The organism is Dorea sp. AF24-7LB (assembly GCF_003478575.1).
In the GTDB taxonomy this organism is placed as follows: Bacteria; Bacillota; Clostridia; order Lachnospirales; family Lachnospiraceae; genus Dorea_D; species Dorea_D hominis.
This window is the reverse complement of record NZ_QUFR01000011.1, coordinates 82,923-107,378: the sequence shown is the minus strand read 5'-3', so window position 1 is coordinate 107,378 and position 24,456 is coordinate 82,923. Positions and strand designations below refer to the sequence as shown.

At 43.4% G+C, this 24,456-nt stretch carries 17 protein-coding genes; 1 reads left to right on the top strand and 16 read right to left on the bottom strand.

Annotated features, from left to right (window positions below):
• The 8 genes from dhaL to DWY31_RS11110 form a co-directional block, all read right to left on the bottom strand.
• A complete protein-coding gene (dhaL, locus tag DWY31_RS11145; protein ID WP_021860019.1) occupies nucleotides 1-639 on the bottom strand; it encodes a dihydroxyacetone kinase subunit DhaL in 639 nt (212 codons plus the stop codon).
• A gap of 13 nt (nucleotides 640-652) precedes the next feature.
• A complete protein-coding gene (locus DWY31_RS11140; RefSeq protein WP_021860018.1) occupies nucleotides 653-1,648 on the bottom strand; it encodes a dihydroxyacetone kinase subunit DhaK in 996 nt (331 codons plus the stop codon).
• A 229-nt stretch (nucleotides 1,649-1,877) separates the two neighbouring features.
• On the bottom strand, nucleotides 1,878-2,969 hold the full coding sequence (locus DWY31_RS11135) for an alcohol dehydrogenase catalytic domain-containing protein (RefSeq protein ID WP_021860017.1): 1,092 nt from the start codon (nucleotides 2,967-2,969) through the stop codon (nucleotides 1,878-1,880).
• Between the two features lie 157 nt (nucleotides 2,970-3,126).
• Nucleotides 3,127-4,248, bottom strand: coding sequence for an ABC transporter ATP-binding protein (locus DWY31_RS11130; RefSeq protein WP_021860181.1), 1,122 nt, complete (start codon nucleotides 4,246-4,248; stop codon nucleotides 3,127-3,129).
• A 4-nt stretch (nucleotides 4,249-4,252) separates the two neighbouring features.
• The gene (locus DWY31_RS11125; RefSeq protein WP_118288734.1) at nucleotides 4,253-5,410 is read right to left on the bottom strand and encodes an ABC transporter ATP-binding protein; all 1,158 of its coding nucleotides are present in this window, start codon (nucleotides 5,408-5,410) and stop codon (nucleotides 4,253-4,255) included.
• A gap of 10 nt (nucleotides 5,411-5,420) precedes the next feature.
• Nucleotides 5,421-6,245 carry a carbohydrate ABC transporter permease gene (locus DWY31_RS11120; RefSeq protein ID WP_021860183.1) on the bottom strand — a complete coding sequence of 275 codons (825 nt, stop codon included), beginning with the start codon at nucleotides 6,243-6,245 and terminating at the stop codon, nucleotides 5,421-5,423.
• A gap of 48 nt (nucleotides 6,246-6,293) precedes the next feature.
• Nucleotides 6,294-7,229, bottom strand: a complete 936-nt coding sequence (locus DWY31_RS11115) for a carbohydrate ABC transporter permease (protein ID WP_021860184.1) — start codon at nucleotides 7,227-7,229, stop codon at nucleotides 6,294-6,296.
• Between the two features lie 191 nt (nucleotides 7,230-7,420).
• Nucleotides 7,421-8,848, bottom strand: coding sequence for an ABC transporter substrate-binding protein (locus tag DWY31_RS11110; protein ID WP_118520581.1), 1,428 nt, complete (start codon nucleotides 8,846-8,848; stop codon nucleotides 7,421-7,423).
• A gap of 306 nt (nucleotides 8,849-9,154) precedes the next feature.
• On the opposite strand from DWY31_RS11110, the gene DWY31_RS11105 reads away from it, so the two are divergent.
• Nucleotides 9,155-9,775 (top strand): YesL family protein, encoded by a 621-nt coding sequence (locus tag DWY31_RS11105; protein WP_118520579.1) that lies wholly within the window; start codon nucleotides 9,155-9,157, stop codon nucleotides 9,773-9,775.
• Between the two features lie 154 nt (nucleotides 9,776-9,929).
• Here DWY31_RS11105 and DWY31_RS11100 read toward each other — a convergent pair whose 3' ends face one another.
• From DWY31_RS11100 to DWY31_RS14050, 8 genes are all read right to left on the bottom strand, one after another.
• A complete protein-coding gene (locus DWY31_RS11100) occupies nucleotides 9,930-11,018 on the bottom strand; it encodes an alcohol dehydrogenase catalytic domain-containing protein (RefSeq protein ID WP_021860187.1) in 1,089 nt (362 codons plus the stop codon).
• A gap of 37 nt (nucleotides 11,019-11,055) precedes the next feature.
• Nucleotides 11,056-12,564, bottom strand: coding sequence for an FGGY-family carbohydrate kinase (locus DWY31_RS11095; RefSeq protein WP_021860188.1), 1,509 nt, complete (start codon nucleotides 12,562-12,564; stop codon nucleotides 11,056-11,058).
• Nucleotides 12,565-12,726: 162 nt separating this feature from the next.
• Nucleotides 12,727-12,906 carry a hypothetical protein gene (locus DWY31_RS11090; RefSeq protein ID WP_021860189.1) on the bottom strand — a complete coding sequence of 60 codons (180 nt, stop codon included), beginning with the start codon at nucleotides 12,904-12,906 and terminating at the stop codon, nucleotides 12,727-12,729.
• A gap of 157 nt (nucleotides 12,907-13,063) precedes the next feature.
• A complete protein-coding gene (locus tag DWY31_RS11085; RefSeq protein WP_118520577.1) occupies nucleotides 13,064-14,665 on the bottom strand; it encodes a xylulokinase in 1,602 nt (533 codons plus the stop codon).
• Nucleotides 14,666-15,367, bottom strand: a complete 702-nt coding sequence (locus DWY31_RS11080; RefSeq protein WP_117538329.1) for an L-ribulose-5-phosphate 4-epimerase — start codon at nucleotides 15,365-15,367, stop codon at nucleotides 14,666-14,668.
• 416 nt (nucleotides 15,368-15,783) lie between these two features.
• Nucleotides 15,784-19,452, bottom strand: coding sequence for a DNA-directed RNA polymerase subunit beta' (gene rpoC / locus DWY31_RS11075; RefSeq protein WP_118520575.1), 3,669 nt, complete (start codon nucleotides 19,450-19,452; stop codon nucleotides 15,784-15,786).
• Between the two features lie 14 nt (nucleotides 19,453-19,466).
• The gene (rpoB, locus tag DWY31_RS11070) at nucleotides 19,467-23,330 is read right to left on the bottom strand and encodes a DNA-directed RNA polymerase subunit beta (RefSeq protein ID WP_021860193.1); all 3,864 of its coding nucleotides are present in this window, start codon (nucleotides 23,328-23,330) and stop codon (nucleotides 19,467-19,469) included.
• 275 nt (nucleotides 23,331-23,605) lie between these two features.
• Nucleotides 23,606-24,456, bottom strand: an 851-nt coding sequence (locus DWY31_RS14050) for a fibronectin type III domain-containing protein (protein ID WP_199671983.1), incomplete at its 5' end; no start/stop codon positions are given.

Sequence of the window (24,456 nt, the reverse complement as noted above, 5' to 3'; positions counted from 1 at the left end):
TTATAATAGTTCGCTGATTCCGTCCGCCATTGCGCTGAGGATAATGCAGCAGGAGGTTGCTCCTGCATCCAGCACGCCTCTGGATCTCTCGCCCAGACGGCTGGAACGTCCGAATTTTGCTACCATGTCCTTGGTAGAATCGCGTCCTGCTTCTGCCGCTTTCTTCATCTCTGCCAGTGCTTCTTTGAAATCTTTTCCTTCTGCTCCGGCTGCTTTCATTACATCCACGGATGGCGCCAGTGTATCTACTAATGTCTTGTCTCCGACTTTTGCATCTACGATCCCGTACAGTCCGTTCAGTCCGGCTTCCAGCATTGTTCCAAGATCTGCCGCTGTGATCTCATCCAGATCTTCTCCTGCTTCTGCCATGTCCATGAAGATTGTTCCATAGATCGGTCCCATAGATCCTCCAATCTCATTTAACAGGATCATTCCCAGTTCGTCCAGTCCTTCGGAGAAACTGATATCTTCATCTTTGAATCTCTCTTCAAATACAGAGAATCCTTTGTTCATGTTCATTCCGTGATCGCCGTCTCCGATCAGTCCGTCTACTTCCCCAAGATATGCTTTGTTATCCTGGATCCCTTTTACCATGCGCATCAGCACCGGTTTTCCTGCTGCGTTTTTAAATGCTCCCATTTTACAAAGCCTCCTAATCCTGTTTCAGTCCCATAGAGTATGCCGGCATATCTATGAGCTCTTTTAATTCATCATCCAGTTTCATGACCGTTAAGGTTGCTCCCATCATCTCCAGGGATGTGAAATAGTTGCCTACATATGCCTTATGTGTCTTGATTCCTTTTTCTGTAAGGAGTCTGTCGATCTCATCATACAGCACATACAGTTCCATCACCGGTGTTGCTCCGAGTCCGGATACGAGTACGACAACTTCGTCCCCTTCTACGAACGGATAATCCGGTACGACAACGTCTACCATACGTTTTGCCATCTCATTGGCTGACTCTAACGGGCATACTTCGATTCCCGGCTCTCCGTGATGTCCGATTCCGACTTCCATCGTTCCTTCTTTGATCTCGAAGTTCGGATGTCCGACTGCCGGAAGGGTACACGGTGTCAGACCGATTCCTACGGATCTTGTATTGTCAATGGCTTTCTGCGCAGCTGCGATAACTTCGTCCAGATCGCCGCCTTTTGCAGCTTTTGCTCCGCCGACTTTCCACATCAGCACTTCGCCTGCCACACCTCGTCTCTTCTCTCTCTGATCCTTCGGTGCGGATGCTACGTCATCGTTTGCTACAACCGTTTTGACTGTAATTCCGGCTTTCTTTGCCATCTTCACTGCCATCTTTACATTCATGTTATCTCCGGAATAGTTTCCGTATAAGCATGCAACACCTTTTCCCTGGTCTGCTACTTTGCATGCATCCAGGAATGCGGCTGCTGTCGGTGAAGAGCAGATCTCTCCGACCGCTGCTGCGTCACACATATTTTTTCCAACATATCCGACAAATGCCGGTTTGTGTCCGGATCCTCCTCCGGTTACGACTCCGACTTTTCCTTCCGGGATGTCTTTTGCTTTTACAACTCTTCCGTTCTCTGTGCTCTCTACAATATCGGAATGTGCTTTCAGAAAACCTTTAAGCATCTCATCTACGATATTGTCCGGGTTGTTCATAATCCGCTGCATATCTATTTTCCTCCTGAATCTCCTATGTCATTTCTATAATAATGCTCTATACTATTACGTGATACCCACGGATTGTTCCGTGCTGCGCGCTCTCACAATCCTACCCTTCATTCGCATATCGCGGGATTATCATCCCGCTTTTAAGCTCATGTCGGGTGGGCAGGTCCCAAGGTCTGTATCCACTTATAAGCCAGCTTATGTGGATACAGATCTTTGTCCCTTGATATCACTAAGCCTCCATCTCTGGCACGAGCACAACCTTCAGTGCTCCGTTCTCGCCTGTCTTCGCGATGTGGAATCCTTCTTCCCATTTCTCCAGTGGGAATTTGTGTGTTACGACGCCGTCTGTCGGCAGTTTGCCGTTGCCGATCCATTCAATGACTGTGTCATAGCAGAACGGGCTTAAGTGTACACCGAGAAGGTCTAATTCTTTACGGTCAGAAATAATACTCCAATCTACGGTTACCGGCTGTCCGAATACAGAGAACTCTACGAATCTTCCCATCTTACGGATGCAGTCCAGTCCCTGCTGTACGCTGGACGGATGTCCGCTTGCTTCGATGTAAATATCGCATCCGTATCCGCCTGTCAGTTCTTTGATCTTTGCAACAACATCTTCTTTTCCAGGGTTCATAACCAGGTCAGCTCCGAACTCTTTTGCTTTCTCAAGACGTGCATCATTCATATCCAGTACGATGAGGAGCTTCGGATTTGCCTGACGGAGTGCACCTACCATACCAAGTCCGAGTGTTCCTACACCAGACTGTACAACAACGTCGGTTGTCTTAACCTGTGCACGGTCTACGCAGTGGAAAGAGCATGCATATGGCTCGATCAGCGCTGCCTGCTCGATCGGCATATCTGCCGGTACGAAATATGGAAGAGCTTCTTTTGTCAATTTTACATACTCAGCCATACCACCATTTACGTTCTTCTGGAATCCGAACAGATCATGTTTCTCACACATCCAATGACGGCCTGTCTTACAGAACATACACTCTCCGCAAGGAACGATCTGTTCCGGGCAGATACGGTCGCCTAATTTCCAGTTTCCTTTTACATTTGGTCCGATCTCTACAACTTTACCAACGAACTCATGTCCCGGGATCATCGGTTCTTTGATGTACTTCGGCTGTCCGTCAAATCCCCAGAAGCTGGCAGCTCCTGCATACGCTTTCGTATCACCTGCGCAGATACCACATGCTTCTACTTTTAAGATCATCTCGCCCTCACCGGCTCTTGGTGTGTCCACCATCTCAAATCTGTAGTCTCCAGGTGCATACGCAACGATTGCTTTCATTTTCTCTGGTAAATTGCTCATGTTTTTTCCCTCCTATACTTGAAACATACACTTATATCAAAAAGATCTGCCCTGCGCAGTCTTTTTGTATACTTTGCTATTTATACATAACGCCAGGCACAAAAGTCCTAAAAGCTACAAAACTCTTTTCTCTTGTCCCTGGCATTATAATATCTAACTATTCACGGATACGATCTCCGGTCTCAATATCAAACAAGTGTGTTTTTTCTCCACGAACTTCCAGTTTGATAATATCTCCGGCTTTATATCTTGTCTCATCATCCGTGATAATCATCAGAAGCGATTTTCCTACACGGATACCAATTCTTCTCTCGTCACCGAGGTTCTCAAATGTTGCAACCTCTTCCGGTGTTCCTTTGGAGTGCTCTCCTCCGATCATAACGTCCATAGGACGAACACCCATTTTACATTTGAATCCATTGCTTACTACATTGTAGTAACGTTCCGGAACCTGGATCTTCAGGTTACTGTCTTCGAATGTGAAGAAGAAGTGCTCTCCGTCTCCAACAATCGTTGTCTCCAAAATGTTCATCGGAGGCTCACCGATAAAGGATGCAACGAATTCATTTACCGGATCATCATATACTTCTGCCGGTGTTCCATACTGCTGAAGGACACCAAAGTTGATGATCGCTATCTTATCTGCCAGCGACATCGCCTCTAACTGGTCATGTGTTACATAAACTGTTGTACATTTGATATCATTGATCAGACGTTTGATCTCTGTACGCATTGCCTGACGTGCTTTACCATCCAAGTGGGAAAGTGGCTCATCCATGAGCAGCAGTTCCGGGCGACGGATAATTGCACGAGCAATATTTACACGCTGTTTCTGTCCACCGGATAATTTAACCGGCATTTTGTCAAGCAGGTCATCACACTGCATGAGTGGTGCGATCTCACGGACACGTTTGTCGATCTCTGCTTTGTCTACACCTTTTGCTTTTAAGTTGAAAGCAATATTATCATATACGGTAAGAGGCGGATACATCGCATAATCTTCGAACGCCAGACCGATATGTCTGTCCTTCGGATGAAGATCATTTACAAGTGTGTCTCCGATGTATATTTCTCCTTTTGTGATGTCCTCCAGACCGGCTGTCATACGAAGCGTTGTTGTCTTACCACATCCGGAAGGTCCGAGGAAAGCGATAAATTCACCCTGCTCAGCGACAAGATTCAAATCTTTTACCGCATAATCATTTGGTTTTGCACCTTTTTTCTTCTTACCCTGATTGTCATAACGTTTATAAAGATGTTTGATAGTTAATCCTGCCATACTCTTATCCCTCCTGTTCTGCTGCTAACGCTTTCACAGCCGCTTCTCTGTATCTTGTCAAATATTCCTGAGTCTCTGCGTCAAAGAACATAGCATGATCTAACTTCATATCTACATATATATCCTGGTCAATCTTAACTGTCAGTCCGTTTGGTGCAATCATACGAAGCTGCAGTCCATCTTCTACGTCAGCTACGATAACGGCTTTGTTACCGATACTTTCGTAACTGTAAACGCTACACTTCATATAGCCTTCCTTCGGCTCAAATGAATAAGTAAGATTTTGTGGTCTCATACCGATATCTACGCGATCCAGTCCAAGTTCATCCAGTTTTGCATACAGATCATCCTCATGAGGAAGATCATATTCTTTTCCATTTGCTTCCAGCGTGAACTTATATGTATCGCCGGCTTTTTTGATTGCTCCGGTGATGATATTGATCTCCGGATCACCCATCAGTTCTGCAACGAACTCGTTACATGGCATATAATAAATCTCATCTCCGGTACCAACCTGAACCACTTTACCCTCATTGATAATAGCAATTCTGTCACCAAGTGACATAGCTTCCATGAAGTCATGTGTTACGTATACAGATGTTGTTCCGAAGTTTGCCTGGATCTCTTTTAGCTCAGTACGCATGGAGTTACGAAGTTTTGCATCCAGATGTGCCAAAGGCTCATCCATCAGATATACTCTAGGAGAACGTACAAGTGCACGTCCCATGGCAACACGCTGTTTCTGTCCATTGGACAACTGACTCGGAAGACGCTCTAACAGATAGTCCATCTTCATCATCTCAGCAACTTCTGTAATTTTCTTTTTGATATATTCTTCATCTCTCTTGTATAATTTGCTTCTAAGCGGAGATGCCATATTATCATAAACTGTCATCTGCGGATACAATGCATAGTTCTCAAATACCATTGCTGTATCTCTGTGTGCAGCATCAGTCAGGTTTTCAACCTTTCCGTCAAATTTGATCACACCCTCTTCCGGAAGCTGGATTCCGGCAATGCAGTTCAGGATTGTTGTCTTTCCTGCACCGGCAGGTCCAAACAATACGAAGAACTCTTTATCTTTGATATCCAGGCTTACTCCATCAAGAGCTGTAACTTTTCCGAATTTTTTAGTAACATTTTCCAATTGTATTCTTGACATATTCTCACCTCTATCCCTTTACTGCACCGAAACTCAGACCACGAACCAGATGTTTCTGGATACACAGTGCGAAAATGATTGCCGGCAGAGCGGATACGGCTGCTGCTACAGCAAGCTGTCCATAGTGTGCACTGTCTGTTCCAAGGAACTTTGTGATCGCTACAGTGATCGGCTGAACGTTTGTACCTCCAAGCATCAACGGGAATGTAAAACTGTTCCATGCGAAGATAAATGCAAGGAGCGCAGCGGATACAAGACCCGGTTTGATAAGTGGTACAAGGTTCTTAAAGAAGATCTGATACCAGGAATATCCGTCTACCTGGGCTGCATACTCAATCTCAACAGAAATATCTTCGAAGTATCCTCTTACTACCCAGATCAGAAGCGGCATAGAGATTAACTGGTATACCCAGATCAGTCCAAAGTAAGAATCATAGATTCCTAATCTCTGATAAATCATGAACAGTGGTAATACTACCAGGATCTCAGGTGCGAATTTGAAAGAAAGAATCTGGAATGCGATATCTTCTTTCTTCTTGAAGTTGTATCTTGCAAGGGCATATGCTGCCGGTACACCTGCAAGTACGGAAATCAGAACTGCTCCTCCGGATACGATCAAACTATCTAACATATATTTCATATAATCTGTGTGAAGTAATACTTCCTTGTAGTTTGCAAGTGTTGGTGTAAATACAAATGTTGTTGTATACATCTCCGCATCTGACTTAAATGTCAGGATCAGCATCCAGATCAGCGGAAACAGAGCAAATATTGAATATATGGCTAAAAGTCCATTCTGAACTATACGGCCTAATCTTTTTGAAGCTGTACTCATGCTTAACATCCTTTCTATGTGAAAATAATCTTGTTTTCCAGTAACCTGTTATTCTTCCAGACCTGCTGCCTGTTTCTGTGCAGCTCTCTGTCTCTTAACGATCTGTTTTGCAATGATATTAATGAATACCCACAATACCAGGATGTACGGAAGTGCATATCCGAATTTCTGGAACTGGAATCCTGTCTGATAAGCGGTCAGTGACAGGTTCATAAGTGTATCTCCAGGGCCTCCCTTTGTCAGAGCGAAGATAACGGCATATTCCTGTAATGCTGCCATCAATCTGAACAGGAGTGCAATATATAAACTTGGTTTTAACATTGGCAGTGTCAGGTTACGGAAGTTAAACATTGTACTTCCTCCATCGATCTTAGCAGATTCGAATGGTGACTTCGGCAGTGACTGCAGACCTGCAAGTACAAGTAACATACAGAATGATGTGTTAACCCATACATCGATCATAACTGCTGTCATAAGTGCAGTCTTCGGACTTGCTGCCCAAGGGAATCCGACAATACCAAAGATGTTCAAGAATTTTTCGATAATACCAACGGAGTTGTTCAGCATCAACTGCCAGATGATTGTAGCTGTTACAGGTGCAACCATCAGCGGGAAGATCAATGCAACTCTCATAATCTTTGAAAATCTGTTGTTCAGGTTGTTGAGGATAATTGCTACCCCCATTCCTAATCCCATCTCAATTGCTGTACTAAAGAATGCATATTTAATTGTTACCCATGTTGCTTTTAAGAATTCTTTCGATGCCAGAATCTGTGTCCAGTTTCTTAATCCTACAAAACTGTATGTTGGCATTCTGAAAGAGAAGTTTGTAAGTGAATAGTAAATTGCCATTACGAAAGGAATCATAATACCTATAGTAATGATTAGAGCAGGTGCCACAATCATATACGGAAGTGCTTTTGTTTTAAAAGGCACCACATTCAGCTCACTCGCAGCGGCACTGTTCTTATTCTGTTCTTTCATCCTAGTTCCTCCAATCAAAAATATTTAACATCCGGTACGGAGTTCTCACAATTTCAAAAGTAAAATCGAGGAGGGTCAGGTAACCCCTCCTCGACTCTAACCCTTAATATGTACGATTATGTCCATTTCGTACTTCAATTTTTAATCTCTCAATTAATCGTCGATCGCAAATAATCTAAACGTTCCCAATATTATTCATCGATCTGAATGTCAGCTACGATCTTATCAAGATCTTTCTTCAGCTGTTTCATAGCCTGCTCTGTAGATTTGTACTTTTTGCTTGTTACAAGGTCCTGCAGAGTCTCTGCCCATTTTGTTGTACACTCGAAGAAGTACGGCTGTGGTGTGAAGTAGATAGATGCGTTCTTCTCAAGAGCTGCGATAGACTCGAGATAGTTATCTGCTTTACCAACGATAGATTTGTACTCATCACTGTTCATAACAGATGTACGAGGAGTATCCGGAGAAGCTCCTTCAGTTCCTGACCAAAGCATGTAATCTGGGCTTGTGAAGTACTGAATGAAGTACCAAGCTGCTTCTTTGTTCTTAGAATCTTTGTTCATAGCCAGTGACCAGATCCAGAGGTTTGTCTTAGCGTCAGCATCTGTCTTTCCTTTCGGAAGCGGAACTGTTGACCATGCAATATTTCCGGATTCTGCAGAAGCGCCTTCGTAGTTGTTGAAGTAAGCGTTACTTGATGCATCAAACATCATAGCTGCTTTCTTAGCTCCGAGGTCTTTACCACACTCATACCATGTAGCGTTTGCCCACTGAGTAGATCCGCCTTCTTTGATAAGTTTAACCCAGTAATCTGTCATATCAATAGCTTCTTTAGAATCAAGTTTACATACTAACTTGCCATCTTCGATTGCAAAGTCCTGAGCTCCCCATGTTGCGAATAATGACATATATCCAGGATGGATTGTTGCCCACTCACGAGTACCACGAACTGCGATTCCATATGTTCCGGATCCGTTGAATCCCTTTAATGCTTTAGCAGCTTTCAGAAGGTCATCTGTTGTCTTCGGAACCGCGATTCCTTTTTCTTTTAATACTTTCTTGTTATAGGAAATGTTGTTTAATTCCCATCCCATTGGAAGTGCCCACTGAGAACCTTTTCCAACTTTGTGTCCAGCTGTCAGATCCCATTTCAATGCCCCAACAACACCTGGAATGAAATCATCATAGTTGTAATCTTTGTCTGTAAGAGCCGGGTTGTTAATGTAGTCATCCAATGGCTCCATGTATCCAGCCGGTGCATACTCCCAAACCTGATAAGCACCTGTCATGTAAACATCAGTGTCACCTGAGTGGCTGCTAAGAGAAGTGTTCAACTTGTCAAAGTAGTTAGACTCTGGTGTAGAAGAATATTTAACCTTAATTCCTGTCTTCTTCTCAAATTCCGGGATCTTCTTGATAACGGCTTTTGAGTAGTTGTGCTCATTGAACATTACGTTGATTGTTGTTCCCTTGTAGTTCTGCCAGTCGAAATCTTCGGCTTTTCCTTTCTTCGGCGCGTCACTCTTAGAAGAATCACTTCCTGTAGGTCCGCCACAACCAGCGAGCATTGTAGCAACCATTGTCATACATAACAGTGCGCTTATAACCTTTTTTTTCATACCTTTCTTTCCTCCCTTTTCTATGGATTTTAATTTTGTACACTTTGTTTACGTATCAGTTTACCTGCCTGAACGTTTTGTACAAATTGTTTAATATTATTATAGCACAAAGCTGACTTTTGTCCAGGTGTTTTACATATGTAATGTTTCACAAAAAATTCATGGTGTTTTTGCACTATTTTTTCATTTTTTTGGTGATTTTTTTGTTAAAATTTTATTTATCCACTAAAAAAATGACTATAGTTGCCTTAAATACGCTTTTCGTGTATCATTAGTAACATATTGGACACTTTGGAGGTATACATCATGAAAGCATTTGAATACGACAGTGGCTTTATGAAATTTGCAATTCTTCTAAGCCGCCTGACACTCTTAAATCTGATCTGGCTGATCGCCTGTATCCCGGTTGTCACCATCGGTGCCTCGACAGCCGCCATGCATTACAGCGCAGCGAAGCTTATGAACGGCGACAGTCATGTTTTCGGGAATTACAAAACCGGTTTCCGTACATATTGGAAAAAAGGAACTGTGATCTGGCTGATCACCGCAGTATTCAGTGCCATCTTCGGTATGGCATCCTACCTGTTCCAGACAGCACGTATTCCTTATCATACGGTACTGATGGTCATCTCCGGCATGGCTTTCCTTACATTATTATTAGTAGTGATCTGGATCTATCCGACAATGGTGAATTTCTCCGGAAAGTTACAGGAGTTATTTTTCAATGCATTTATCTTCGCTTTTATGTACGCACCTGTCACACTGATCGCAGTGGTATTCTATGGAATCGCGGGATTTTTATTTATCCGCTTCCTGCTCACCAGAATGCTCGTAGTACTGTTCGGACCGGCTCTTATCGTTTACAGTACGCTGGTGCTTTTTGAGAAGGTATTTAAAAAATACAGACCGAAGACCGAAGAAAGTTAAAGTCTGAATTGTAACTGCACGCAAAGAACTGTCACTGACATATTTCTTCAGATACTATGACATCAAAAAATCTGTGCAAGCTATGCTTACACAGATTTTTTAATGTCCTTATTATTAGAAAGGAACTAAACGATATCTTATTTTCTACGATGCATTAGTCGAATTTGAATGCAACTTTGAAGTCGCCGTATTTTCCTGATGCATAGTCAAATGCTTTCTCCCACTCTTCAATCTTGAAGATACTGGATACAACACCGTCTGTCTTTAAGTTGCCTTTCATCATGTTCTCGATTACGAATGGATATGCATACGGGCTTAAGTGTGATCCCAGGATATCCAGTTCTTTACGGTCACCGATGATAGACCAGTCAACTTTTGTCTCTGATCCAAATACACTGAACTCTACGAAACGTCCAAGTTTACGTGTTACAGTCAGTCCCTGGATAACGCTTGAAGGATGTCCGGTTGCTTCGATGTAAACGTCGCATCCATAGTCATCTGTCAGAGCTTTAATCTCTTTGTCAACGTCGCATTTTCCTGGGTTGAATACAAGGTCAGCGCCAAATTCTTTTGCTTTCTCCAATCTTCCATCCTGCATATCCAGAACGATTAAGAGTTTTGGATTCTTCATTCTTGCGTATGTGATCATGCCAAGTCCGAGAGTACCTGCTCCGGAGATAACTACTACGTCTTCGTTTGTGATGCTTCCACGGTCAACTGCATGTTTGGAACATCCATAAGGCTCTACCAGAAGTGCCTGCTCGATAGACATATCTTCCGGTACACGGCTTAATACACAATTCTTAGGATATCTTACATACTCTGCCATACCACCGTTGTTGTATGACTGGAATCCGAGCATGTCGTGTGGCTGGCACATCCAGTAATGTCCGTCTTTACAGAAACGGCATTTTCCGCAAGGAACGATCTGGTCTGCGATGATTCTGTCGCCCAGCTCATATCCTTCTACGTTCTCACCCATCTCAACGATTCTTCCGAAGAATTCATGTCCCGGAATAAATGGTGGTTTAACCCATGATGGCTGTACATCATCTCCCCAGAACATTGCTGCACCGTGGCTGCACTTTAAATCACCTGCACAGATTCCGCAAGCCTCTGTCTTGATGATAATGTCGTCCGGTCCACATTCCGGTGTTGGATATTCCGGTTCAAAACGATAATCGTCTTTTGAATATGCGACCAGCGCTTTCATTGTTTTTGGAGTACTTCCTTTTGTTGCCATAATACAAACACCTCTTTCTTAAAAAATATATCTCTTGTTATACTTCAAACTGTCCCCAGACAGTATCGAGAGCTTTGCTCACTGCATGATATTTCTCATATTTTTTCTGATAAATCTCATGCATCTGCGGATTCGGTTCTACTCTTCCTGACACGTGTACCATATGTTTTGCCGCATCCTCATAATCCTTGTATACACCAGCTGCGATCGCTGCTGCCATACCACATCCGAGTGCACCTAATTCTTTGGCATCTACCGTCTCAATCGGGAATCCTAAAATATCCGCAAACATCTGTACCCAAACTTCTGAATTTGCAGCACCTCCCGCCATACGAATTGCCTCCGGGCGTTCTCTGGATAATAATAACCTCTCAATATGTGTCTTATGTGAAAATACAACACCTTCATAAATCGCACGTAGCATATGTGCTTTGTTATGGTAAGTTGTAAGTCCGATAAATGCTCCCTTTCCAAGTGGATGTGCATTCGATCCATATAAGAACGGAAGGAAATATACATCACATTCTTCCGGTTTTACGGAAGCTACTTTTGCATTGACTACACTGTAAATGTTTTCACCTTCCGGAATCTTCTCATTCTCCATACAGTTCTCCAGATACCACTCCAGGTTACCGGATGAAGTTGCACTGCATTCTTCTACGAGATAATATCCCGGCATTGCAAACAGAGAGTTCATGGCGATCGTTCCATCCATAACCGGCTCTTTTGCAATATATTCATTGATACTCCATGTACCTGCGATCGTACACATTCTGTCCGGTGATGTAACATCTACCGCAACTGCGCAGGCATCAATATCAAACATACCGCCTGCCACTGCCGTCCCTTCCGGAAGTCCGGTCAGTTCAGATGCTTCTTTGGAAATCGTACCGCACAGGTCATAAGAATAACGGATTGGCGGAAGCATATCATATACTTCTCCGATTCCCATCTTCTCTAAAATATCTTTATCAAATCTGACATCTCTGACATTCATAAGTCCTGATCCGGAAATGTCCGTTGCTTCACTGTAAGCCTCTCCAGTCAGTCTGAATCTTACATAATCTTTTACTGAAAATGCATACTGGATATTATCGTAAATATCTCTGTGGTGATCCTTAAACCATGCAAGTAACGATACCTGCTGGCATGCCATGATTTCCTGACATGTTCTGTCATGGATCTCTTCATATACACCATTCTCATGCCACTTCTCCGGATATTTCCACGCACGGCTGTCTGTGGAAATAATTCCGTTATATGCCGGTTTGCCGTCTTTGCCCCAAGGATATAAGCCTTTGCCGTGACCGCACACTGCAATACCCAGAATATCTTCGCCATTAATTCCCGCTTTCTTGATCGCACGCTTGATGCAGTCACAGTTTGCAAGCCAAAGTTCTTCCATATCTCTTTCCGTATAGCCTGACTTTGGTGTGATCACTTTCGTTGATCTGCCGGCTGTTGCAATCTCTTTTCCGGTCAGATCAAAGATCGCAGCCTTGGTCGATGTACCACCATTATCGAGTCCTATTACATACCGTTCCATATTCACGTCCTCCTTTGCCTGTTTCAATTATATATTCTTTGTGCAAATATATCAATGACATTTTTCCGACTCGGTGACTTTTGTCACATTTACACAAAAAAGAACCTGACGATATTTACCGTCAGGTTCTACGCATGTCTATCTTTAATTTTTAGCCATCTACTATCTTGTAACGTATGCATGTTTGAGTTCAACAGATGTTGCTTTCTTGTCTGCTTTAACTCCTGATGCTGTAATGCCTGATGCCAGTGCTGCTCCAATGTTGTAAAAATCTCTAACCATTACATAAATTCCTGCTGCTACAAAAAGAACGGATAAAATTGTTGCTACTAATGTCATCATACTTGTCACCTCATACTTTAGATTGTTAAAAATTTGTTTATCTTTTTTCTGATTGTATAATAACACAGCCTGTGCTCTTCGTAAATGTCAAAAAGCTCCAATCTTTTTTTGTTTTCAGCATATTTTTTGTTACTTTTTTATCAATGTGTTTTGGCTTTTATTTAATTTTAGCAATTGCCTCCTGTTCTACGCTTAATCCCTGTTTAAATTGCTCTATAAATTTCTCGAATCCGTCCACATCTTCCGGCACCGGTTCCATCTTGCTGCCCTCATTTCCGGCAAAAACTTTATTGTCAAGATAGTCTTCCAACGTCTCGCCTTCTGCTTTTCCAACTTCGTATGCAGCCAGAAGTGCAATTCCCCATGCGCCGCCTTCGCCAGCTGTCTCCATTACGGAAACCGGAGCCTGCATTGCAGCTGCCATGATGCGCTGACCAACTCCCGGAGTCTTAAAGAGTCCACCGTGTCCTAAGATCTTATCAATCTGGATATGTTCTTCTTTTACAAGGATATCCATTCCGATCTTGAGTGCACCGAGTGCCGCATACAAATGTGTACGCATAAAGTTTGCAAGATTGAATTTACTGTTTGGTGTACGAATAAATACCGGTCGGCCTTCATCAATCGGAATAATATTTTCACCGGAATAATATCCATATGATAACAGACCACCACAGTCAGCATCACCTTCCAGTGCTTTGTTATATAATGTTCCGAACAATGTATTCATATCTACTTTCATGCCCATTGCTTCTGAATACTCTTTAAAAATATTCACCCATGCATTCAGATCAGAAGTACAGTTATTTGCATGTGCCATTGCCACCGGACTTCCGGATGGTGTTGTTACCATATCAATTTCCGTATATACTTTGGAAAGTTCTTTTTCCAGCACGATCATAGCAAATACAGATGTTCCGGCAGATACATTACCGGTTCTCTTTGCAACACTGTTTGTTGCAGTCATACCGGTTCCGGCATCACCCTCCGGCGGGCACACCGGAATTCCTGCCTGAAGTGTTCCGGTCGGATCTAATAATTTGACACCTTCTTCTGTCAGGCATCCTGCATCATCGCCTGCGCAGAGGACTTTCGGCATGATTTCACGGAGTTTCCAGCTATATCCACGGTCTTCGACAAGTTTGTCAAATTTTTCGATCATTCCATCGTAGAAATCGGATGTAGCCGGATCAATCGGGAACATACCGGATGCATCACCGACTCCTAAGACCTTCTGACCGGTCAGCTGCCAGTGAATATATCCGGATAAGGTTGTAAAATATGCCACATCCTTCACATGTTCTTCTTTATTAAGAATCGCCTGATACAGATGTGCAATGCTCCATCTCTGTGGAATATTGTACTGGAACAGCTCTGTCAGCTCTTCTGCTGCCTGTCCTGTGATCGTATTTCTCCAGGTACGGAATGGAACGAGCAGTGTTCCTTCTTTGTCAAATGCCATATAGCCGTGCATCATTGCACTGAATCCGATGCCGGCAAGGCTTTTGATCTCAGTACCGTATTTTTCCTTTACGTCTGCCGCCATATTAGCATAGCTGGCTTTCAGTCCTTTCCAGATGTCTTCCAGATCGTATGTCCAGATATGTCCGTCCAGTCTGTTCTCCCAGTCATAACTTCCTGTTGCTACCGGCTGATGATTTTCATCGATCATAACCGCTTTGATTCTTGTCGAGCCGAGTTCAATACCTACTACTGCTTTTCCGGCTTCAATCAATGTTTTTACATTCTCCTTGTTCATCTAGTGTCCCCCCTGTCCATAGTATGCATTTGCTCCGTGTTTTCTGTAATAATGCTTGTCCTGCAGTTCCTGTGGTGCCGGCTTATTTTCCGGATTGATCAGTTCACAGCGGCACGCCATCTTTGCAACTTCTTCTAATACTACTGCGTTGTGCACTGCTTCGTTGGCATCTTTGCCCCATGTAAACGGACCGTGGTTCTTACAAAGAACTGCCGGTGTTGCAATATAGTCTTTTCCGCGTGCTTCAAACTCGTCCGCGATCAGCACACCTGTATTTTTTTCATAAGCTTCTTCAATCTCTTCTTTTGTCAGATTGCGCACACATGGAACTTCTCCATACAGATAATCTGCATGTGTGGTTCCGTAGCATGGAATGTCTCTTCCTGCCTGCGCCCAGCTTGTAGCCCACGGGGAATGGGTATGTACGATTCCCCCGATATCCGGGAAACGGTTATATAATACCATGTGAGTATCTGTATCGGATGAAGGGTTGTATTTTCCTTCTACTTTATTGCCCTGAAGATCAACGACTACCATATCATCCGGTGTCAGTTTATCGTATTCTACTCCGCTTGGTTTGATTACAAAAAGACCTTTTTCTCTGTCAATTCCGCTCACGTTACCCCAGGTAAATGTAACCAGTCCATACTTCGGCAGCATCATATTGGCTTCGTACACCTTCTTTTTCAGTTCTTCTAACATTCTATTGTCCTCCGTTCTTAAAGTCTACTATAGTCAATATATCTTAATTTTTATATGTTTTCAACTGATTTTCTGTAATATATGCCAATAATTACTAATTTTAGTATCTGAGTACGGTTCCGTATACGGCGGTTCTTTCGTTTTCACAAACTACTAGATAATAGTCAGGCATGAATGTGTATCCTAGCTTGGCTATTATTTTCTTTGAAAAGATTTGGTTCAAAACTTTTGCCACCTTTCTTCAGCTTCGCTGTCACCCACGTCACCCTTGGTTTAGGCTGTCTCCTTCCCACTACTAGGGCTAATTAGGAACTCTCATCCATGAGTGACGTGCGCTGCAAGGCGTACGAAAAAAAGGAGCAGGAAACTTGCGCTTCCTGCTCCTTAATTGTTCTTTATTCTGTTAGATTCCTGAATTACTTGATTATAACTCCGTCTTCTTCTACAACATTTTCTGTTATATCATCAACATCATTCATCTCACCGATTTCTATATCATCACCTTCATCAAATGATAATTCATCATCTAATGCGTAATCGGAACCGAGTTTAATATCACGGTATTTTCTCATACCTGTACCGGCTGGGATGTGTTTACCAATGATAACGTTCTCTTTCAGACCTACCAGTGGATCAATCTTGCCCTTGATTGCTGCTTCTGTCAGAACTTTTGTTGTCTCCTGGAAGGATGCTGCTGACAGGAAGGAGTTTGTAGCAAGGGATGCTTTTGTAATACCAAGCATGATCTGTTCTCCGGTTGCCGGCTCTTTGCCTTCTGCTTCCAGAGCTGCATTTGTATCTTCAAATTCCAGAATGTCTACATTTGTTCCCGGAAGGAATTCTGTATCTCCTGCTTCTTCGATACGGATCTTCTTCAGCATCTGACGAACGATAACCTCGATATGCTTATCGTTGATCTCAACACCCTGCAGACGGTATACACGCTGTACTTCCTGGATCATGTAATCCTGTACGGCGCGAAGTCCTTTGATCTTCAGGATATCATGAGGATTTACACTACCTTCTGTCAGTTCATCACCGGCTTCTAGTTTTGCTCCGTCTAATATTTTGATACGTGATCCGTAAGGGATCAGATATGCTTTGGATTCTCCTGTTTCTTCATTTGTAACGATAATCTCACGTTTTTTCTTCGTGTCGCTGATTGTTGCAGTTCCTGCAAACTCTGTGATAATTGCAAGTCCCTTCGGCTTTCTAGCCTCAAAAAGCTCCTCGACACGAGGAAGTCCCTGTGTGATATCCCCACCGGCTACACCACCGGTATGGAATGTTCTCATAGTAAGCTGTGTACCAGGCTCACCAATGGACTGGGCAGCGATAATACCAACAGCCTCTCCAACCTGTACCGGCTCACCGGTTGCCATATTGGCTCCGTAACATTTTGCACAGATACCGCTGTGTGAACGGCATGTTAAAATTGTACGGATCTTAATCTTCTTCAGTGTCTCACCATTTTCGTCGACACCTTTTTTCATGATCAGCTCTGCACGTTTCGGAGTAACCATATGGTTCTTCTTAACAAGTACATTGCCATCTTTATCTACGATATCCTCGCACAGGTAACGTCCTGTAATACGCTCCTGGAGGCTCTCGATCTCTTCATTTCCATCCATGAATGCATGTACATACATTCCAGGAATCGGACCATCCTTCGGTGCACAGTCTACTTCGTGGATGATAAGCTCCTGGGATACATCAACCAGACGTCTGGTCAGGTATCCTGAATCGGCTGTACGAAGGGCTGTATCAGAAAGTCCTTTACGTGCTCCATGCGCAGACATGAAGTACTCCAATACATCCAGACCTTCACGGAAGTTTGACTTGATAGGCAACTCGATCGTATGACCGGTTGTATCTGCCATCAATCCACGCATACCGGCAAGCTGTTTAATCTGTTTGTCAGATCCACGGGCTCCGGAATCCGCCATCATGAAGATGTTGTTGTATTTATCAAGTCCTGTCAGCAGGGCATGTGTCAGAGCATCGTCAGTTGTCTTCCATGTCTCAACAACTTCTTTGTAACGCTCTTCCTCTGTGATCAGACCACGCTTGAAGTTCTTTGTGATCTTATCTACTGTATCCTGTGCTTTCTGGATCATCTCTGGTTTCTGTGGCGGTACTGTCATATCTGAAATAGATACGGTCATCGCAGCTCTTGTAGAATACTTGTATCCGATTGCTTTTACATGGTCAAGAACTTCTGCTGTAGCAGTTGCTCCATGTGTATTGATAACTTTCTCAAGGATCTGTTTTAACTGTTTCTTACCTACGTGGAAATCAATCTCCAGTAACAGTTCGTTGCCTTCTACTTCACGATCTACGAATCCAAGATCCTGTGGAATGATCTCGTTGAAGATAAATCTTCCCAGTGTAGACTCAACAGTAGCTGTCTTATCTGTTCCGTCGGCAAGTGTCTTTGTTACACGTACTTTAATGCGTGAGTGCAGAGTAATTACCTGGTTCTCATATGCCAGGATTGCTTCGTTCACGCTCTTGAAGAACTTACCTTCTCCGATTGCTCCAGGTCTTTCCTGAGTCAGATAGTAAATACCAAGTACCATATCCTGTGAAGGTACAGCTACCGGTCCACCATCGGAAGGTTTCAGTAAGTTGTTCGGTGAGAGCAGAAGGAAACGACACTCAGCCTGTGCTTCTACAGACAGCGGAAGATGTACAGCCATCTGGTCTCCATCGAAGTCGGCGTTGAACGCGGTACATACGAGTGGATGAAGCTTGATCGCCTTACCTTCTACAAGGATCGGCTCAAATGCCTGGATACCCAGTCGGTGAAGTGTAGGGGCACGGTTTAACATAACCGGATGCTCTTTGATCACTTCTTCCAGAACATCCCATACTTCCGGCTGAAGTCTCTCTACCATTTTCTTAGCATTCTTGATATTGTGAGCAGTTCCATTCTGAACGAGTTCTTTCATTACAAATGGTTTGAACAGCTCGATCGCCATCTCTTTCGGAAGACCGCACTGGTAAATCTTAAGTTCCGGTCCTACGACGATAACGGAACGTCCGGAGTAGTCAACACGCTTACCAAGCAGGTTCTGACGGAAACGTCCGGATTTACCTTTCAGCATATCAGAGAGGGACTTAAGAGCACGGTTACCCGGTCCTGTAACCGGACGGCCACGGCGTCCGTTGTCGATCAGTGCATCTACTGCTTCCTGTAACATTCTCTTTTCGTTTCTTACGATAATGTCCGGAGCACCTAACTCAAGCAGACGTTTCAGACGGTTGTTTCTGTTGATAATTCTTCTGTACAGATCATTCAGGTCAGATGTTGCAAAACGTCCACCATCTAACTGAACCATCGGACGCAGATCCGGTGGGATGACCGGAATATTATTCATGATCATCCACTCTGGTTTGTTACCGGACTCACGGAAAGCTTCTACAACTTCCAGACGTTTTACGATTCTTGCACGTTTCTGTCCGGTAGCTCCCTGTAAGCCTTCTGTCAGTTCATTGTATTCTTTGTCAAGGTCGATTGCTTCCAGCAGTTCCTGTACGGATTCAGCACCCATACCTACTCGGAAAGCACTTCCCCATTTTTCTCTTGCTTCCTGATATTCCTGTTCAGACAATACCTGTTTGTACTGAAGGTCTGTATCCCCTTTGTCCAGCACGATATAGGATGCGAAATACAGAACTTTCTCCAGTGTTCTTGGAGACAGATCCAAGATCAGTCCCATACGGCTCGGGATTCCTTTGAAGTACCAGATATGGGATACCGGAGCTGCAAGAGCAATGTGTCCCATACGCTCACGTCGTACGCTTGCTTTTGTAACTTCTACACCACAGCGGTCACAAACGACACCTTTGTAACGGATCTTTTTATATTTACCACAGTGGCATTCCCAGTCTTTGCTTGGTCCGAAAATCTTTTCGCAGAACAAACCATCTTTCTCCGGTTTCAGAGTTCTATAGTTAATTGTCTCCGGTTTTGTTACTTCTCCCCTTGACCATTCCAGAATCTTTTCAGGTGACGCCAAACCGATTTTGATTGCATCAAAAGTCATAGGCTGAAATGTTTGTTCCTTAGTATTTTCTGGCATACTGGCACCCCTTTCTATTCGTTATCTGCATCATATGCATAGTCATCAGTTTCATTAAAATCGATTGAGAAGTCATCCTCTTCCGGCTCTTCTTCTACATCAACGAGTTCTTCTCCCTGGAATTCCTGTTCGGTATATCCATGTTTACCGAAGTCATCGTCCTGTCCGTATCTTCTGTCTCCTTCAATCAATGAGCGGAAATCTGTATTACCCATCTCTGAGGTTTCCATGATCTCAACTTCTGTATTGTCATCGCGCAGTACACGTACATCCAGTCCGAGAGACTGTAACTCTTTGAGCAATACTTTGAAGGATTCCGGAATACCTGGCTCAGGGATGTTCTCACCTTTGATGATCGCTTCGTATGTCTTCACACGACCGATAACATCATCGGATTTGACTGTCAGGATCTCCTGCAGAGTATAAGATGCACCATAAGCTTCCAGTGCCCAAACCTCCATCTCTCCGAAACGCTGTCCACCGAACTGTGCCTTACCACCTAATGGCTGCTGTGTAACCAGTGAGTAAGGACCCGTTGAACGTGCGTGGATCTTATCATCTACCAGGTGATGCAGTTTCAGGTAATGCATATGTCCGATTGTTACCGGGCTGTCGAAGAACTCTCCTGTTCTACCATCACGAAGACGTACTTTACCGTCTCTTGAAAGCGGTACACCCTTCCACAGTTTTCTGTGGTCTCTGTTCTCATACAGATAATCCAAGACTTCCGGAAGGAGTTCCTGTTCGTGTTTTGCTTTGAACTCTTCCCAGCTTAAGTTGACATAGTCATTAGCCAGATCAAGAGTATCCATAATATCATTCTCATTTGCACCGTCAAATACCGGTGTTGCAATGTTAAATCCAAGTGCTTTTGCTGCCAGGGACAAGTGAATCTCCAATACCTGTCCGATGTTCATACGTGATGGTACACCCAGTGGGTTCAGCACGATGTCAAGCGGACGTCCGTTTGGCAGGAATGGCATATCTTCTACAGGAAGTACACGAGAAACGACACCCTTGTTACCATGACGACCAGCCATCTTATCTCCAACGGAGATCTTTCTCTTCTGTGCAATGTAAATACGAACGGACTGATTTACACCAGGTGACATCTCGTCACCGTTCTCTCTTGTAAATACTTTCGCATCTACAACAATTCCGTATTCACCATGTGGTACTTTCAAAGATGTATCACGTACTTCACGTGCTTTTTCACCGAAGATCGCACGAAGAAGTCTCTCTTCTGCTGTCAGTTCTGTCTCTCCCTTCGGAGTCACTTTTCCGACCAGGATATCACCGGCACGCACTTCTGCACCAATGCGGATGATTCCTCTGTCATCCAGATCTTTCAGAGCTTCATCTCCAACTCCCGGAATATCTCTTGTGATCTCTTCCGGTCCGAGTTTTGTATCACGTGCTTCTGCTTCGTATTCTTCAATATGAACGGATGTATATACATCATCCTGTACAAGTCTTTCACTTAAGAGTACCGCATCCTCGTAGTTATAACCTTCCCAGGTCATAAATCCGATCAATGGGTTCTTACCTAACGCAAGTTCACCGTTTGATGTAGACGGTCCGTCTGCGATAACGTCTCCGGCTTCTACTCTGTCACCTTTGAACACGATCGCTCTCTGGTTGTAGCAGTTGCTCTGGTTGCTTCGTTGGAACTTCGTCAGTTTATATTTTCTGAGTTTTCCGTCATCCTGCTTAATCTGAATCTCTGTGGATGTAGATCTCTCTACGATACCGCCTTCTTCAGCAACAACACATACTCCAGAGTCAACGGCTGTCTTCTCTTCCATACCGGTTCCGACTACAGGAGCCTCTGTAATAAGAAGCGGTACTGCCTGACGCTGCATGTTGGATCCCATCAGCGCACGGTTCGCATCATCATTCTCCAGGAAAGGAATCAAGGCTGTAGCTACAGAGAATACCATCTTAGGAGAAACATCCATGTAATCGAACATCTTTCTCTCATATTCCTGTGTCTCTTCACGATAACGACCGGATACATTCTTACGAACAAAATGTCCTTCTGCATCCAGCTGTTCATTCGCCTGTGCTACATGGTAGTTATCTTCTTCATCCGCTGTCATATAAACAACTTCGTCTGTTACACGCGGATTTTCCGGATCGGAGTGATCAATCTTACGGTACGGAGCCTCAACGAATCCATACTGATTGATTCTTGCATAACTTGCAAGAGAGTTGATCAGACCGATATTCGGGCCTTCAGGTGTCTCAATCGGACACATTCTTCCGTAATGGGAGTAGTGAACATCTCGAACCTCGAATCCGGCACGGTCTCTTGACAGACCACCCGGTCCAAGGGCTGACAGACGTCTCTTATGTGTCAGCTCACCTAACGGGTTGTTCTGATCCATGAACTGTGACAGCTGAGAAGAACCAAAGAATTCTTTTACTGCTGCTGTTACTGGTTTGATGTTGATCAGGGACTGTGGTGAAATACCTTCCAGATCCTGTGTTGTCATACGCTCACGTACAACTCTCTCCAGTCTTGAAAGACCGATTCTGTACTGGTTCTGAAGCAACTCACCGACAGCACGGATACGTCTGTTTCCGAGGTGGTCGATATCATCATCATTTCCAAGTCCATATTCCAGATGCATATTATAGTTGATAGACGCAAAAATATCTTCTTTTGTGATATGTTTCGGGATCAGATCATGGATGTCTCTTCTGATCGCGTCTTTTAATTCATCAATGTCTCCTGCTGACTCTTCTAACAGATTAGCCAGTACCGGATAATAAACAAGTTCTGTTACCCCAACCTCTGCCGGATCAATGTCAACAACAGTCTTAAGATCTACCATCAGATTCGACAGAACTTTAACTTTTCTGTCCTCTTCCGGCAACTCAATCCATACATATGGAACTGCTGCATTCTGGATCTCATCTGCAATCTCTCTTGTAACCTTAGTTCCGGCTTCTGCGATCACTTCTCCGGTCAGAACACTTGCTACGTCCTCTGCAAGGATCTGTCCTGAAATACGATTTTTCAGCAGAAGTTTTTTATTAAATTTATAACGTCCGACTTTCGCCAGATCATAACGTCTCGGATCGAAGAACATGCTTGTGATCAGGCTCTCTGCACTGTCCACTGCAAGCGGCTCGCCCGGGCGGATCTTCTTATATAATTCCAGAAGACCTTCCTGATAATTGGTAGCGGCATCTTTCTCGAAACTTGCAAGGATCTTCGGCTCTTCACCGAACACTTCCAGGATCTCCGGATTCGTACCAACACCAAGTGCACGAATCAATACTGTGATCGGCACCTTTCTGGTTCTGTCTACACGTACATAGAAAACGTCATTGGAGTCTGTCTCATATTCCAGCCATGCACCACGGTTCGGGATAACAGTAGCGGAATACAGTTTTTTACCAACTTTATCATGTGAAATTGCATAATAAATACCTGGTGAACGAACGAGCTGACTTACGATTACTCGCTCTGCACCATTAATCACAAATGTTCCGGTTGCAGTCATTAACGGCAGGTCACCCATGAAAATCTCATGCTCGTTAATCTCGTCTGTCTCCTTGTTGTGGAGTCTCACTCTCACTTTCAGCGGTGCTGCATATGTTGCGTCACGCTCTTTGCACTCATCGATCGTATATTTTACTTCATTCTCGCATAAAGTAAAATCTACAAATTCCAGGCTGAGATGACCGCTATAATCGGCGATAGGGGAAATGTCATCAAATACTTCTTTTAATCCTTCATCCAGGAACCACTGATAAGAATCTTTCTGGACTTCGATCAAATTCGGCATCTGAAGCACTTCTTTTTGTCTGGAATAGCTCATACGTGAACTTTTTCCGCTTTTGATAGGACGAATTCTGTTTTTCTCCATATTGACGTTTCACTCCTCGTTTATTTTTTGGCGGGCTTTACGAATGCCCTTAAATATTGAAAATTCCGGCAAAAACCTTCGTATTTTACTGGTTTTTGTGCAATATCATGGCATAACTTTCCACAATAGCGCATTTTTAACTATAGCATAGCGATATTTAGCTTGTCAATACCCAATTTGAACTTTTTTTCAAACTTTTTTCAAAATAACAGGAGGCATCGTGCTCTCTGCACAGTGCCTCCTGCTTTTCATTTTATGTCTGTAGTATCTGCAAACTATTTTACGGTCACTTTTTTAACCTTAGACCAGTCAGAATGTAAATTCATCTGCTCACCATTGTATTTTACTGTCGTATAAGTACGAACTCTTACATAGTAAACTTTTTTAGATTTTAAGTTTTTCACTGTCTTTGTGACAACCGAGTTCTTTGTGATCTTTTTATTCTTCACAGCTTTTACAAAGTTCTTATCTGTAGAATACTGTACCTGATATCCGGTTACTTGTGTCGTCTGTTTGCTCCATTTTACATTAAATCTCTTCTTTGCGGCTTTTAATGATTTTACTTTTACAGATTTCGGAGCAATCTTGAATGTCTTTGTCTTTGTTCCGTTGTAATCACCCTTGAATGTAAGAGTTACTTTGTATTTTCCAACGTTCTTGCAGTTACCTGCATATTTTACAGTGTAGCCTTTGATTACTTCGCCTTTTGCGTTCTTAACTGTTACTTGCGGTTTCTGTACTTTGCCATTGTAAATGTATCTTGTATTGGAAAGTGTAATTGACTTCGGAGTGGCCGCTACTTTTGCATCATCTGCATCTTTAGCATCTTTTAACTCTTTCAGTGTGGTCTCTGCTTTCTCAAGTACATCTTTGTTGCTTACCAGTTTTTTCTGTGCATCTGTCAGTGCATCGTAAGCTATTCTTGCTTCTTTGATCGCATCTTCGGATTCCAGTGTTACATCTCCGATCGCACTGATTTTATTTGTAACTTCCTCTGCGGCCTTAACATCGGCTGCTTTTGCATCCTGTAATTCTTTCAGTGTACTCTCTGCTTTCTCAAGTACATCTTTGTTGCTTACCAGTTTTTTCTGTGCATCTGTCAGTGCATCGTAAGCTGTTCTTGCTT

Excerpts from the sequence above, each read along its gene's own strand:
- DWY31_RS11095 (WP_021860188.1), bottom strand. The coding sequence starts at position 12,564 with ATGGAACGGTATGTAATAGGACTCGATAATGGTGGTACATCGACCAAG.
- DWY31_RS11140 (WP_021860018.1), bottom strand. The coding sequence starts at position 1,648 with ATGCAGCGGATTATGAACAACCCGGACAATATCGTAGATGAGATGCTT.
- DWY31_RS11085 (WP_118520577.1), bottom strand. The coding sequence starts at position 14,665 with ATGAACAAGGAGAATGTAAAAACATTGATTGAAGCCGGAAAAGCAGTA.
- rpoB (WP_021860193.1), bottom strand. The coding sequence starts at position 23,330 with ATGGAGAAAAACAGAATTCGTCCTATCAAAAGCGGAAAAAGTTCACGT.
- rpoC (WP_118520575.1), bottom strand. The coding sequence starts at position 19,452 with ATGCCAGAAAATACTAAGGAACAAACATTTCAGCCTATGACTTTTGAT.
- dhaL (WP_021860019.1), bottom strand. The coding sequence starts at position 639 with ATGGGAGCATTTAAAAACGCAGCAGGAAAACCGGTGCTGATGCGCATG.
- DWY31_RS11105 (WP_118520579.1), top strand. The coding sequence starts at position 9,155 with ATGAAAGCATTTGAATACGACAGTGGCTTTATGAAATTTGCAATTCTT.
- DWY31_RS11115 (WP_021860184.1), bottom strand. The coding sequence starts at position 7,229 with ATGAAAGAACAGAATAAGAACAGTGCCGCTGCGAGTGAGCTGAATGTG.
- DWY31_RS11135 (WP_021860017.1), bottom strand. The coding sequence starts at position 2,969 with ATGAGCAATTTACCAGAGAAAATGAAAGCAATCGTTGCGTATGCACCT.
- DWY31_RS11130 (WP_021860181.1), bottom strand. The coding sequence starts at position 4,248 with ATGGCAGGATTAACTATCAAACATCTTTATAAACGTTATGACAATCAG.
- DWY31_RS11090 (WP_021860189.1), bottom strand. The coding sequence starts at position 12,906 with ATGATGACATTAGTAGCAACAATTTTATCCGTTCTTTTTGTAGCAGCA.
- DWY31_RS11125 (WP_118288734.1), bottom strand. The coding sequence starts at position 5,410 with ATGTCAAGAATACAATTGGAAAATGTTACTAAAAAATTCGGAAAAGTT.
- DWY31_RS11080 (WP_117538329.1), bottom strand. The coding sequence starts at position 15,367 with ATGTTAGAAGAACTGAAAAAGAAGGTGTACGAAGCCAATATGATGCTG.
- DWY31_RS11100 (WP_021860187.1), bottom strand. The coding sequence starts at position 11,018 with ATGGCAACAAAAGGAAGTACTCCAAAAACAATGAAAGCGCTGGTCGCA.
- DWY31_RS11110 (WP_118520581.1), bottom strand. The coding sequence starts at position 8,848 with ATGAAAAAAAAGGTTATAAGCGCACTGTTATGTATGACAATGGTTGCT.
- DWY31_RS11120 (WP_021860183.1), bottom strand. The coding sequence starts at position 6,245 with ATGAGTACAGCTTCAAAAAGATTAGGCCGTATAGTTCAGAATGGACTT.